Annotated in this window: 11 protein-coding genes; 4 read left to right on the forward strand and 7 right to left on the reverse strand. The window is 46.7% G+C overall.

Annotated features, from left to right (window positions below):
• Positions 1 to 6 precede the first annotated feature (6 nt).
• A complete protein-coding gene (uraD, locus tag AB4384_RS20720; protein WP_017067791.1) occupies positions 7 to 522 on the reverse strand; it encodes a 2-oxo-4-hydroxy-4-carboxy-5-ureidoimidazoline decarboxylase in 516 nt (171 codons plus the stop codon).
• A 22-nt stretch (positions 523 to 544) separates the two neighbouring features.
• Positions 545 to 1,483 carry an allantoinase PuuE gene (gene puuE / locus AB4384_RS20725; RefSeq protein WP_372130052.1) on the reverse strand — a complete coding sequence of 313 codons (939 nt, stop codon included), beginning with the start codon at positions 1,481 to 1,483 and terminating at the stop codon, positions 545 to 547.
• A gap of 411 nt (positions 1,484 to 1,894) precedes the next feature.
• Between puuE and uraH the strand changes: the two genes are divergently transcribed.
• The 4 genes from uraH (at position 1,895) to AB4384_RS20745 (ending at position 7,032) form a co-directional block, all read left to right on the forward strand.
• On the forward strand, positions 1,895 to 2,248 hold the full coding sequence (gene uraH / locus AB4384_RS20730) for a hydroxyisourate hydrolase (RefSeq protein ID WP_372130053.1): 354 nt from the start codon (positions 1,895 to 1,897) through the stop codon (positions 2,246 to 2,248).
• A 245-nt stretch (positions 2,249 to 2,493) separates the two neighbouring features.
• Complete coding sequence (locus AB4384_RS20735) at positions 2,494 to 3,837, forward strand: NCS2 family permease (protein ID WP_017065002.1); 1,344 nt, start codon at positions 2,494 to 2,496, stop codon at positions 3,835 to 3,837.
• A gap of 224 nt (positions 3,838 to 4,061) precedes the next feature.
• Complete coding sequence (locus AB4384_RS20740; RefSeq protein ID WP_372130054.1) at positions 4,062 to 5,513, forward strand: nucleobase:cation symporter-2 family protein; 1,452 nt, start codon at positions 4,062 to 4,064, stop codon at positions 5,511 to 5,513.
• A 157-nt stretch (positions 5,514 to 5,670) separates the two neighbouring features.
• Positions 5,671 to 7,032 (forward strand): 8-oxoguanine deaminase, encoded by a 1,362-nt coding sequence (locus tag AB4384_RS20745; RefSeq protein WP_372130055.1) that lies wholly within the window; start codon positions 5,671 to 5,673, stop codon positions 7,030 to 7,032.
• Positions 7,033 to 7,201: 169 nt separating this feature from the next.
• Here the strand turns inward: AB4384_RS20745 and gabT are convergent, their stop codons facing one another.
• From gabT to AB4384_RS20770, 5 genes are all read right to left on the reverse strand, one after another.
• The gene (gabT, locus tag AB4384_RS20750; protein WP_102320842.1) at positions 7,202 to 8,473 is read right to left on the reverse strand and encodes a 4-aminobutyrate--2-oxoglutarate transaminase; all 1,272 of its coding nucleotides are present in this window, start codon (positions 8,471 to 8,473) and stop codon (positions 7,202 to 7,204) included.
• A 15-nt stretch (positions 8,474 to 8,488) separates the two neighbouring features.
• The gene (locus tag AB4384_RS20755) at positions 8,489 to 9,916 is read right to left on the reverse strand and encodes an NAD-dependent succinate-semialdehyde dehydrogenase (protein ID WP_198594326.1); all 1,428 of its coding nucleotides are present in this window, start codon (positions 9,914 to 9,916) and stop codon (positions 8,489 to 8,491) included.
• Positions 9,917 to 10,009: 93 nt separating this feature from the next.
• Positions 10,010 to 11,092 (reverse strand): agmatine deiminase, encoded by a 1,083-nt coding sequence (gene aguA / locus AB4384_RS20760; protein WP_017065007.1) that lies wholly within the window; start codon positions 11,090 to 11,092, stop codon positions 10,010 to 10,012.
• 11 nt (positions 11,093 to 11,103) lie between these two features.
• Positions 11,104 to 11,970 (reverse strand): N-carbamoylputrescine amidase, encoded by an 867-nt coding sequence (aguB, locus tag AB4384_RS20765; protein ID WP_017067340.1) that lies wholly within the window; start codon positions 11,968 to 11,970, stop codon positions 11,104 to 11,106.
• A 21-nt stretch (positions 11,971 to 11,991) separates the two neighbouring features.
• Positions 11,992 to 13,269, reverse strand: a complete 1,278-nt coding sequence (locus AB4384_RS20770; protein ID WP_017065009.1) for an FAD-binding oxidoreductase — start codon at positions 13,267 to 13,269, stop codon at positions 11,992 to 11,994.
• Between the last annotated feature and the right edge of the window lie 18 nt (positions 13,270 to 13,287).

Genomic DNA, 13,287 nt, shown 5'->3' on the forward strand with positions numbered 1-13,287 from the left:
GTTAACTTACATATCCCAGAGACGAAACATCGCGATCTTGTTGATCTCTTGAATCGCCGTAGCAAACTCAGTTTCACTATCATTTCCTAATCGCATCTCGAACGACTCAAGAATTTGGTAACGATTGGCTCCCTTCACCGCCATGATAAAAGGGAAATTGAAGCGACTTTTGTAGCTGTTGTTGTAAGAAGTGAATTTTTCAAATTCTTCGGCGTTGCACTGGTCGATGCCCGCCCCCGCTTGTTCCTTGGTCGACGACTCGGTGAGCTCGCCGTTTACTGCTGCTCGACCGGCTAAATCCGGGTGAGCATTGATCAAAGCCAACTGTTTGCCTTGGTCTGCACTTAACAAGGTCGATGCCATTTTCAGATGAAGATTCTCGATATGGTCGTCTTCGGCATTCAAACCTTGGTCATACACCACTTCTGCAACCCACGGGCTGTGTTCGTAGACATCAGCAAAGTGAGCGACAAAGGTATCGCGGTCCATGGTTGTTGGTTGGCATGATCGAAATTCAGTCACGTTAAGCCTCCTTGCTTCACTGCTACTTTTGCTGTTGGTGATTAGCGTTATTTGGTTGATATGGATGATGTTGGTGCCAGTGGTTGGCGATATCGATTCGACGACATAACCACACGCTGTCGTGCTGTTTTACGTAATCTAAGAAACGTCTCAATGCAGCAATACGACCGGGGCGACCAATCAGACGACAATGCAGCCCAACCGACATCATTTTCGGTGCTGTTTCGCCTTCCATATAAAGGGTGTCAAACGTGTCTTTTAGGTATTGGAAAAACTGCTCACCCGAATTGAAGCCTTGCGCGGTTGAAAAGCGCATGTCGTTCACATCAAGTGTGTATGGGATCACCAATTGCGGATGACCAGTCTCGGTGTGCCAATAAGGTAGGTCATCATCATAGGCATCGGAGTCGTAAAGAAAGCCGCCTTCTTCTGCGACTAAGCGACGCGTATTTGGACCTGTTCGACCTGTGTACCAACCTTGTGGGCGTTGACCCGTCACTTGTTGGATGATCTCGATCGCTTTGGTCATGTGGTCGCGCTCTTCTGACTCATCAATGTATTGATAGTCTATCCAGCGATAACCGTGACTACAGATTTCGTGCCCCGCTTCGACTATGGCTTTGGCTACGTCTGGGTGACGCTCAATCGCCATTGCAACCGTAAATACGGTCAGTGGGATTTCATATTCATCGAACAAGCGAAGAACACGCCATACACCCGCACGGCTACCATATTCATAGATGGACTCCATGCTCATGTGACGTTCGCCTTTGATCGGCTGTGCTGACGGGATCTCTGAAAGAAAAGCTTCAGACTCGTCGTCTCCATGTAACAAACAACGCTCACCGCCCTCTTCATAGTTCAATACAAAAGAAACCGCGACGCGCGCATTACCTGGCCATTGAGGGTTTGGAGGGTTAGCTCCGTAACCGATCAAATTTCTTGAATAATCCTTATTCATCCAAGTACTCCTAACATAAGTGGTTGGCTTAGCCGCTCTTTAAGTAAGTCACCAAATGATTCAACCAAATGGATTCTCGATAAACAGAGCAACCTTACCCCTGTACATTTATTGTATACAATTATTTATCTCAATGTAAAGATTTTGTTATTCAAGTTAAATTTACGCATTATTACCAATTAAAAACAACAACTTAATAAAACCAAAAGTCACCAAAAAACGATAATCAAGATCTATAAAGTCAGAAAAAACGACACAATAGTTAACATTTTTCCAACAATTCGCTTTACTAATTGTGTACAGTTCGTACATAGTTAGTGATAACAAAGTGACCAGTTGCATTCTTTGCAAGGTCGAAACAGACAGATAAACCACGGAACAGAGGAGCGCCAAAAGCGCTATTAAAGGACTATGGGAAGATTAACAACACACGTATTAGACACAACTCACGGCTTACCGGGTGCAGAGATCAAGGTAGAGCTTTATAAGGTCAATGAGGATTCCACTGAAAAGCTGGCGACCGTGCTTACTAATTCAGATGGTCGTACCGATGCACCAATTCTGGCTGGGAATGAATTTCGACCGGGGAGATATCAATTGATCTTCTACGTAGCCGATTACTACAAAAGCAAAGGTGTGGAACTCGATGGTGTGCCTTTCTTAGACGACGTAGTGATTCGCTTCGGCTTGGATGATCCCGATGCGCACTACCACGTTCCACTTTTAGTCTCCCCTTACAGTTTCTCAACCTACCGGGGCAGTTAGTCTCATGACCTAGAACTTCTAACTAGGCTCACCGACAAATATTAAGCAGATTAGTGTGTGCATCTAAAATGATGCGCGCTCATTAAACACGCTCATATAAAAATACTAATAACGTTATTAGTTAGAGAGTTGATGACTAATCAACTGATAGCTAAAGAAATAGCGGCTAGGAAAAACCTTAAAACTTAATATTGAAATCTCGCTGTATTCAATAAATGGATCACAACATAAAAGGACTTGCTGACATGAGTGAGAGTAAAACAGAAATACTCAACCAAGATGCGAACAACGGAATTTTAGAGAAACTCTTTAAGATTAAGGCACACGGAAGCAGCGTAAAAAATGAGTTAGTCGGCGGTGTCACCACCTTCGCAACCATGGCTTATATCATCTTCGTTAACCCACAAATCATGGCCGCTTCAGGTATGGATGCAGGGGCTGTATTTGTCGCTACCTGTATTGGTGCCGCGATTGGTTGTTTGTTAATGGGCTTATTCGCGAACTGGCCTGTCGGCCTTGCACCGGGCATGGGCTTGAACGCCTTCTTCTCTTTCACGGTTGTGAGCGAAATGGGTTACAGCTGGGAGGTGGCACTGGGTGCGGTGTTTATCTCCGGTATCTTGTTTGTCGGGATGAGTTTTTACAAAGTCCGCCAATGGATCATCGAGAGTATTCCAGAGAGCTTGCGCTATTCAATGACTGCAGGTGTTGGTTTGTTCTTAGGTCTAATTGGCTTAAAAACAGCGGGGATCGTCGTCGAAAACCCAGCAACTTTGGTTTCATTGGGTGACTTCACGAAACCAGAAGCTCTGCTTGCTGCGATTGCATTCTTGATCATTGCGGTTCTGAGTGAGCGTAAAGTGTTTGGCGCGGTGCTTATCGGTATTTTGAGTGTAACGCTAGTCGGCATGATGCTTGGCCTAGTTCACTACGATGGCTTCTTCGCTGCACCACCAAGCTTAGCGCCTACCTTTATGGCAATGGATATCGCCGGTGCACTAAACGTATCGATGATCAGCGTTATCTTGGCTTTCCTTTTTGTAAACATGTTTGATACAGCTGGTACCTTGATGGGCGTAGCTGAGCGTGCAAACCTGACCAACCCTGAAACGGGCAAGATTGAAGGCCTAAGCAAAGCACTGAAAGCCGACAGTATTTCAAGCGTGGCAGGTGCGTGTGTAGGCTGTCCGCCAGTAACCAGTTATGTAGAGAGTGCAGCCGGTGTTGCAGCAGGCGCACGTACAGGTCTTTCAGCAATCGTGGTTGGTGTGTTGTTCTTAGCGGCAATTTTCCTATCACCGCTTGCAGGCATGATCCCCGCTTACGCAACGTCTGGTGCTCTTATTTACGTCGCATTCGTGATGATGAGCAGCATGCAGCACGTCGATTGGAAAGACTTCACTAACGGTGCTCCAGCCGCGATTACCGCACTAATGATGCCACTGACCTTCTCTATCGCGAACGGTATCGCATTGGGTTTCATTACCTACACAGTGCTTAAGTTGGCGACAGGTAAAACCAAAGATGTGTCTATCTCGATGTACTTCCTAGCGGCTATCTTCATCGCCAAGCTAGTGTTCATCGGTTAACCCTAAAGCTCCTGAGCAGTCATTTCTTGATTGCTCACAACGTTGCTTGGCTGGTTCGCAAGCCAAGCAACAACATGATTTTTAAGAAAGCTAATTGCATTGATGACGAGAGAGCAGAAACCCTACCGATTCAGTGCACTTTTTTATGACCCTACGCAGTTTGTAGAAGTCATTATTTGACCGCCAATCGCCTGTAAACGGAAACGCAGGCAGAGGAATATCAAATGAAACTTCTGTACACCCTTAATGAAAGACCGCCCCATGGGCTAACCCTTCTACTTGCTTTACAACACATGCTCGCCTCGATTGGTGGCATCGTCGCTGTCCCGCTTATTGTCGGTGCTTCTATCGGCCTACCTAACACAGAGATCGTTTCACTGATCAATGCGGCGCTATTGGCTTCTGGTATTGTGACTGTCGCGCAATGTCTCGGTTTTGGCCCTGTTGGTATTCGACTGCCTGTTGTAATGGGCTCAAGCTTTGCCTTTTTAGGTGTGGCTATTTCCATCGGTAACGAAGGTGGTGTCGCCGCTATCATGGGCTCAGCACTTATCGGCTCATTCGTGGTAATTGGTGCCAGCTTCTATATGGACAAGGTTCGAAAGCTGTTCCCAACCGTGGTAAGTGGTGTAGTGGTTACCTTAATCGGCTTAACCATTTTACCGGTTGCCATGAACTGGGTTGGCGATTCTCCTGCCAACACGGAACAATTCGCCACGCTACCAAAACTGTTTCTCGCACTGGTCTCTTTGGGGATAGTGATTGGCGTATCGGTTTACTGTAAAGGCGCGGTTGCGGCCTCCGCTATCGTGATTGGCCTAGCAGGTGGTTACATTGTGGCGCTGTCACTCGGCATGGTCGATCTTGAGCAGATCAGCTCTGCTGCTTGGGTCGGTGGCCCAGAACCATTTAAGTATGGCTTTACGTTTTCTGCTAGTGCCATCATCAGCATGAGCTTGGTGTACATCGTGGTTATCGCTGAAGCAACCGGTGACTTCATGGCGCTTGGCAACAACTGCCAAACCCAAGTCAGCGGTAAAGATCTAAAACGTGGACTGCTAGGCGATGGTCTTGGTAGTACCTTGTCTTCGATTTTAACAGCGATGCCACTGGCGTCATTCAGCCAAAACGTCGGTATTGTGGGTATCACAGGTGTAGCAAGTCGCTATGTAGTAGCTGCAACCGGTGGTTTGTTAATTTTAGGTGGTTTATTCCCGAAATTAGCCGCTATTGCCGTCACGATTCCGAAACCTGTTTTGGGTGGTGTGGGCTTTGTGATGTTCGGGATGATTGCTTACGCGGGTATCCGCATGTTGATCAAGGCCGCAGACACCAAGCGAAATGCCTTAGTAATCTGTGTAGGTTTAGCGTCTGGCTTAGCCGTCACCTTCGAACCAAGATTGCTGCAACACTTGCCGCATGATCTAGCGAACTTTCTTCACTCAGGCATCACTACCGGTACTATCATGACGGTGCTATTGAACCTTGTTTTACCAAAGTCTTCACGAGCAGAAGAGCAAGAAGCACTGGCCGAAAGCCAAGCGCAAGTTGAGCTAGAAATGAAAGAACAAGCTGAAGAAGAACGACACTCAGACGAGCAATTAGAGATTCATCAAGCAAGTACAGAAGCAGACGTTCAAGCAGCATCAGATGACCCTGAGCCAAAAACGAACTAGCTGGTTCACTGACTAACGTAAAACCGATTTCCGTAGGATCAGGGCTGATTAGAGCATTGAACGTTTTAACGCCCTGATTCGAATTTATCTTTCAACAGCAAATACCAACAAAGACCCTCTTCCCTGAAAAGGCTGAGATGGCTAAGGACTACTATGAATGGAAACCATCTGGATTAAGAATCCTCTCGCAATCTACACTGGCTCGCAGGCTGATGCAGAAGGCGGAATCGTCATAAAAGGTAATAAAATCATTGAACTGGTTGGCAAACACAAAGAGCCGACCTTACCCGTAGATTACAGCGCCGACGCCTCTCGTCATGTTGTGACTCCTGGGCTTATCAATGCGCACCACCACTTCTATCAAACCCTAACGCGAGCCTACCCCGGCGCACTCAATAAAGAACTCTTCCATTGGCTACAAAGCCTCTACCCAGTTTGGGCCAACCTCGATTCGGAGATGATGAGCCTCGCAACAGAGCTTGCTCTGGTTGAGCTGATGATGTCGGGCTGTACCACTGCTTCCGATCACCATTACTTGCTACCAGACGGGCTTGAGCACGCTATTGATTTGCAAGTCGAGGCCGCAGAGAAACTGGGCGTTAGAGCGATATTTACCCGAGGTTCCATGAGCCTAGGGGAAGATGAGGGTGGATTGCCACCAAGACACACCATTCAAACCGAACAAACCATCATTGATGACAGCCAGCGCTTGATTCGTGATTACCACCAGCGTGATGAAGGGGCGATGATTCAAATCGCGCTCGCGCCTTGTTCGCCGTTCTCAGTCACTACCGACCTGATGAAAGAGACCGCCAAGATCAGTGAGCGTGAAAACGTCATGATGCACACGCACCTATGCGAAACGCTCGATGAAGAAGACTTCTGTATAGAGAAGTTTGGCTTGCGCCCAGTTGATTACCTAGAAGATGTGGGTTGGCTGAACGAGCGCACTTGGCTCGCTCATGGTATTCACTTCAATCCAGAAGAGATCAAACGTTTGGGTAAAGCAGGCATTGGTATCAGTCACTGCCCAACTTCCAATATGATGTTGGCTTCCGGTATTTGTAAAAACAACGATCTAGAAGCAGCAGGCGTAAAAGTCGGGCTAGGTGTGGATGGTTCGGCCTCAAACGACGGCTCTAATATGATTGCCGAAGTGCGCATGGCGATGTATCTACAACGCCTGCAATATGGTTCCGCCAACGTTTCACACTTTGATGCATTGCGCTGGGCGACATCCGGTTCTGCCGCGGCAATGGGCAGAACCGACATTGGTACACTAGAGGTTGGCAAACAAGCCGATATCGCGATGTTCAAGCTCGATGATATTCGTTTTTCTGGCAGCCACGACCCACTGGCCGCATTACTACTTTGTGGTGCTCAACAAGCGGATAAAGTGATGGTTGCAGGTAAGTGGCGAGTGAACGATGGCGCTGTGATTGGCGTAGACATGGAACAACTAATGCACCGCCACCATGCAGCTGCAATGAAGCTAGGTAAACTGGCGATGAATAATTAAATACTCTCTAACTAGAAAAGCGAAAAAAGGCCGACGTGATGTCGGCCTTACTTATTCATTCACAGCCCCGTCCTCAATGTGTAAATACATTTCAGGAAGGGACATTATAAGCACGAAAAGAATATCTACAATGACCTTTATATTAAAATACAATGTCTTAACTCAAATCCTAAACAACTTCCAGAATAATTTTCTCAAGCTTATCTAAGCCTTCGCTGAGTACTTCAGATTCAATAGTTAATGGTGGAAGCAGACGAATTACATTCGCTTTTACACCACACGAAAGCAGAATAAGACCATTTTCTTGTGCTTTCGTTATCACCGCTTTAGTTAAGTCCTGCAATGGCTTGCCTGACTCTGGATCAGTAAACTCAATAGCCATCATCGCTCCAGTGGTACGTATTTCACCAATAGCTGGAACCGATTCCTGTAGCTTGCTCATACGGGCATTCACAACCTCACCAATGCCCATTGCTTTAGCACACAATTGCTCTTCTTCGATAATTTTTAGGACTTCTAAACCAGCCACACACCCCAACGGAGAGCCAGCGTAAGTACCACCTAAGCCACCTGGTAGTGCCGAATCCATAACACCGGCTTTTCCCACTACTGCTGAGATAGGGAAACCACCCGCAATACCTTTTGCCATTGTTATCATGTCGGGTTCAATGCCCAGATATTCAGTGGCAAACATTTTACCCGTGCGCGCAAAGCCCGTTTGAATTTCATCCGCGATAAGCATAATGCCGTATTTGTCACACAACTCACGCAGGCCTTGAGCAAACTCCGCGGGGGCTTGATAGAAACCGCCTTCACCTTGCACAGGCTCAAAGATTATCGCCGCCACGCGTGATGGCTCAATATCACACGCAAACAAATCATCGAGCGCTTGCAGGCTTTGTTCTGTGCTTACGCCATGAAAAGCATTTGGGTAAGGTGCATGAAATATTTCATTTGGAAATGGGCCAAAGCCCGCTTTGTAAGGCGCGACTTTACCCGTTAGCCCCATGGTCATATTAGTGCGGCCGTGGAAGCCACCTTTAAAAGCAATCACACCACTGCGGCCAGTATGAGCTCTCGCTACTTTCACAGCATTCTCAACCGCTTCAGCTCCTGTTGTCAGGAAAATCGCTTTTTTATCACTGTCACCGGGGGCGAGTTCTGTGAGCTTTTCTGCCAGTTCAACAAAGGAGGCATACGGCGTTACCATCGCACAAGTGTGTGAAAAGTTATCCAGTTGAGCCTTTACCGCTTCGTTGATACGCTTATTTGCATGCCCTGTATTCGTCACCGCGATACCAGCAGCAAAGTCGATATATTTATTTCCATCCACATCCCACACGTGAGCATTCTCTGCTTTTTCAACATAAAGTGGGTACAGTGCGCCCATGCCTTGAGCGATAACTTGGCTTCTTCTTTGATGTAGTTGTTGATTTGTCATTGTCATGTCCTTTGATTAGTTGCCGCCAAAGCAGAGATATTTGATGCTCATGTATTCATCGATACCTTGTTTTGCCCCTTCACGCCCTATACCGGACTGCTTAACTCCACCGAAAGGGGCTACCTCGGTAGAGATCATGCCTTCGTTAATTCCTACCATGCCGTATTCCAGCGCTTCTGCTATCTTCCATACACGGTGGATATTTTGGCTATAGAAGTAAGACGCTAAGCCATAGATAGTGTCGTTAGCCATTTCGATAAGCTGTTGGTCATCATCAAATTTGATCACCGGAGCGACTGGGCCAAAGATCTCTTGCGAGACAATATCCATATCATGCGTAACGTTTTTGAGAACGACAGGTTGCATGAATAAACCATCAAGAGTTTTCGGCTCAGTAACTGGTTTCGCGCCCTGTTCGATTGCACCGTCAATGAGGGACTGAATACCTTGTTTTGCTGATTCGCTGATTACCGGACCAACATTTACACCCTCTTCTAGACCATTGCCTACTTTAAGCTGCTGCACTGCCGCATTGAATTTTTCAACAAACTCATCGTACACCTTGTTATGTACATAAAAACGGTTAGCGCAGACGCAGGTTTGACCGGCATTACGAAACTTAGACGCCATTGCACCAAGCACAGCCGCATCAATATCTGCATCATCAAATACGATAAATGGTGCATTTCCACCAAGCTCCATTGACGTTCGCTTGATGTCGTTTGCACTTTGCTGCATCAGCACTCTTCCAACTTGCGTAGAGCCCGTGAAAGAGAGCTTACGAATCAGAGGATGTGAGGTGAAAATACCGCCAACTTGACGAGAATTCGCTCCCAATACCACTTGCAGTACATCACGAGGAATGCCCGCTTGATATGCTAGCTCTGCTACAGCAAAAGCAGATAACGGTGTGGATTCAGACGGCTTCACAATAAAACTACAGCCAGCCGCAAGTGCTGGACCTGCCTTACGAGTTATCATTGCAATTGGAAAATTCCACGGAGTAATCGCACAAGCTACTCCAATAGGTTGTTTAATAGTAACAAGGCGTTTGTCGCTACTTGGCGCTGGGATTGTCTCACCATAGGTACGCTTCGCTTCTTCAGCAAACCACTCGATAAAGCTTGCGCCGTACAACACCTCACCTTGTGCTTCTGCCCATGGTTTTCCTTGCTCTAACGTCATCAGGCGACCTAGATCTTCCTTGTTTTCAAGTAATAACTGATACCATTTTTGTAGCAAACCAGAACGGGTTTTGGCTGGCAGCAAAGCCCACTCTTTTTGCGCGACGCTTGCACGGTCGACCCCATCTAAAATGTCATGTTCAGACGACACTGGTGCATAACCAAGTATTTCACCCGTCGCGGGGTTACTTACAGCAATACCTTGGTCTTGATTTAGCACCATAAACGACAGCAATGATTGATTTGTAATTTGTTGCATGGGGATTCCTTTTGACAGCTTTACCTTGGCGTCTACTGATAGTTACCCTACCAAGCAGAAAACCAATAGTTCATTGTTTTAATAATGGTTTTCCTAAGCAGGGATCTGCTGAGTAATGCAGTGGATGTTACCTCCACCCAGCAAAACCTCACGCGTTGGTATACCAACGACTTGATGTTCAGGCATCGCTTGCCGCAATATTTTTATTGCCTGCTCGTCAGTTCTATCATCGAGCAATGGCAAAAACACATAACCATTCGCGATAAGAAAGTTGGCATAAGAAGCACTTAACCTTTCCCCTGCATCACGTGTCATTCCATCACTTTTATCAATTCCGCTTGCTTCTGCTTCGCTATAGTGCAAAGGCCCTGGCAACGGTAAACGGATGATTTCAATCTCTCGACCTTTAGCATCAGATTGATCTTTTAACACTTGTTCCGCCTGACGAGATAATGCGAATTGTGGGTCTGATGGATCATCTGTCCAACTCAATACCACTTTCCCCGGGGCAATTACATGCATCAAATTATCAACATGTCCGTCAGTTTCATCATCGAATAGTCCTTTAGGCAGCCAAATGACCTTTTCAATACCTAGATATTCTTTGAGATGTGTTTCTATCTGTTGTTGATTCAACTCAGGGTTGCGTCCCGGACTAAGCAAACACTCTTCTGTTGTATAGAGCGTACCTTCGCCATCAGTATGAATTGAGCCCCCCTCTAAAACGAATGGGGCGTTGTAGTGATCAATTCCGATAATGTCACATACTGAGCTAGCCACTAGGTCGTCCTGCTGCCAGTTTTCATAGAGGCCATTATAGTCACCACCCCAAGCGTTAAACTGCCAGTTGATTCCACGACGCTCGCCGTCTTGATTCACCAACACTGTGGGCCCAATATCACGCATCCACGCATCATTGAATGGGATTTCAACAAGCCGAATATCTGAATGAAGCAATGTTCTCGCCTTATCAAATTGCTTCGCACTCACGGCGACACAAACCTTAGTCACTTCTGCTATTGCATTCGCAATGCTAGCGAATGTTTGCTGGGCAGGAAGGGCGTTATCACGCCAATTGTCTCGTCTTTCTGGCCAAGCCAACCAAACTTCTTCAATAGGATGAAACTCAGCTGGAAAGTAGAACCCATCTTGCAGTGGTGTTGTCGATAACTGCATAGTCTGCCCCTTTAAACTGCTAGTTTGCCCACAGAGCCATATAGATCTGGGCGGCGGTCACGGAACAGCCCCCACGAGTGACGCGCTTGAGCCGTTGCGGCTAAATCAATCTCCGCGTAAATGATAGCTTCCTCATCACGTGGCGCTTCTGCCAACTTGCCACCAGTATGATCGGTAATAAAAGAAGAACCGTAGAATGTGGTTTCAATGCCATCATCACATTCTGTGCCTACGCGATTAGACGCAATCACAGGAACCAAGTTTGCAGCGGAATGGCCTTGCATAGTGCGTTGCCAGTGATCACGAGAATCTAAAGTTGGATCTTGTGGTTCGCTGCCAATAGCGGTTGGGTAAAAAATGGCTTCTGCACCATGTAACGCTAAGCTACGAGCAAGCTCGGGAAACCATTGATCCCAGCAAATACCAGCGCCGAACTTACCAAACTGGGTTTGCCATACTTTGAAACCAGTATCTCCAGGACTAAAATAGTATTTTTCGCTATAACCCGGACCATCCGGGATGTGTGATTTGCGGTAGTTATCTAGCACAGTGCCATCGGCATCAATCATCACTAATGAGTTAAAGAAGGTATTGCCCGCTTTTTCAAAATAACTAACTGGAATCACGACCCCGAGTTCTTTTGCCAATGCACTCATCTCTGTTATCAACAGACAATTGTCTACTTCCTCAGCCAACTCAAAATACTTAGCTTCTTGCTTCTTACAAAAATAAGGAGCAGCGAACAATTCCTGCGGCAAAACCACATTGGCACCGTTACTCGCAGCTTCACGAATCGCTTGCTTAGCTTTATTTAGGTTATCTTCCAGATCCCAGCTTTTGGTCAGTTGCAGGGCCGCGAATTTTACTACTCTACTCATTGGATGTTCCTTATCGTCCGGTTAGATAGCCAGTTTATCTCTTAGGTTGTAATACGCTGCGCCAACTGCTGTGAATGGTATTTGGAAGTGACGTCCACCAGGGAAGGCGTAGTGCTTGAGTTGTGCGAAGGCATCAAATCGTTCGGCATGCCCTGTTAAGGCTTCTGCCAATAACTTGCCAGCCAAGTGAGTACAGGTAACTCCATGACCACTGTAGCCTTGCAAATAATAAATATTGTCGTCGAATGCGCCGAACTGCGGCATACGTGAGTAGGTAAGTAAGAAGTTACCAGTCCATGTGTAATCAATCTTGATACCTTTAAGTTGAGGGAAAATACCTTCTAACTTAGGACGAATCAGAGACTCAATGTCTTGAGGGTCACGAGCGCCATAAACCACCCCGCCCCCAAACAACAAGCGTTTGTCGGCACTCAATCGGAAATAGTCCAGTAAGTAATTACAGTCTTCAACGCAGTAGTCACTTGGTAAAACCTGTTTTAGTTGCTCATCGGTAAGCGGCTCTGTCGCCACGACTTGAGTTCCACATGGGATGGCTTTGTTACTGATATTCGGAGCCAACCCACCTAAGTAGGCGTTGCCAGCTAACACCAAGTATTTACTCTTCACGCTACCGCTCGCTGTTCTTGCAACAGGATTCGCACCTTTTTCAATGGACGTTACCGCTGATTGTTCAAAAATTTGGCCACCAAGAGAAACAAATGCTGCGGCTTCCCCCAATGCGAGTTTAAGCGGATGAATGTGCCCACCTCGCATATCAAGCAAGCCACCGGTGTAAGCTTGAGTACCAACCGCCTCTTCTACTTGGCTAGCATCCAACATGGTGAGCTGGTCATTACCATATCGCTCCCAGTTTTTCTTATGATGCTCTAAACCTATTAACTGCTTTTTGTTTAGCGCGGTAAATAGGCCACCGCGTTTGTGGTCACACTCAATATCGTATTTTTCGATTAGGCCACGAATGACATCTCCGCCTTCGAAAATCATGTCACACAGGGCTTTAGCCTGGGGTTGGTCGTAACGGCTTTCTATTACATCAACATCTCGGCTGTAGCTATTGACGATCTGTCCACCATTACGACCAGTTGCTCCAAAACCAACTTTGGCACTCTCTAGTACCACTACCTTAAAACCTTTCTCGGCTAAATGAAGAGCCGAAGATAAACCTGAAAACCCAGCCCCAACCACACACACATCACACTCAATGTTGTCTTGCAGTTGTGGGAACTCTGGCATGTTCGGGATAGAGTGGGCGTAAAACGAATCCGTATGCTTATTCATAGTGATATTCCTTTATTA

The organism is Vibrio sp. 10N.261.51.A4, assembly GCF_041471945.1.
Taxonomy (GTDB): domain Bacteria; phylum Pseudomonadota; class Gammaproteobacteria; order Enterobacterales; family Vibrionaceae; genus Vibrio; species Vibrio crassostreae_C.

What these genes read in the sequence shown, in the direction of transcription:
- puuE (WP_372130052.1), bottom strand. Translation starts at nt 1,483, where the DNA reads ATGAATAAGGATTATTCAAGAAATTTGATCGGTTACGGAGCTAACCCT.
- uraH (WP_372130053.1), top strand. Translation starts at nt 1,895, where the DNA reads ATGGGAAGATTAACAACACACGTATTAGACACAACTCACGGCTTACCG.
- AB4384_RS20735 (WP_017065002.1), top strand. Translation starts at nt 2,494, where the DNA reads ATGAGTGAGAGTAAAACAGAAATACTCAACCAAGATGCGAACAACGGA.
- AB4384_RS20740 (WP_372130054.1), top strand. Translation starts at nt 4,062, where the DNA reads ATGAAACTTCTGTACACCCTTAATGAAAGACCGCCCCATGGGCTAACC.
- AB4384_RS20745 (WP_372130055.1), top strand. Translation starts at nt 5,671, where the DNA reads ATGGAAACCATCTGGATTAAGAATCCTCTCGCAATCTACACTGGCTCG.
- gabT (WP_102320842.1), bottom strand. Translation starts at nt 8,473, where the DNA reads ATGACAAATCAACAACTACATCAAAGAAGAAGCCAAGTTATCGCTCAA.
- AB4384_RS20755 (WP_198594326.1), bottom strand. Translation starts at nt 9,916, where the DNA reads ATGCAACAAATTACAAATCAATCATTGCTGTCGTTTATGGTGCTAAAT.
- aguA (WP_017065007.1), bottom strand. Translation starts at nt 11,092, where the DNA reads ATGCAGTTATCGACAACACCACTGCAAGATGGGTTCTACTTTCCAGCT.
- aguB (WP_017067340.1), bottom strand. Translation starts at nt 11,970, where the DNA reads ATGAGTAGAGTAGTAAAATTCGCGGCCCTGCAACTGACCAAAAGCTGG.
- AB4384_RS20770 (WP_017065009.1), bottom strand. Translation starts at nt 13,269, where the DNA reads ATGAATAAGCATACGGATTCGTTTTACGCCCACTCTATCCCGAACATG.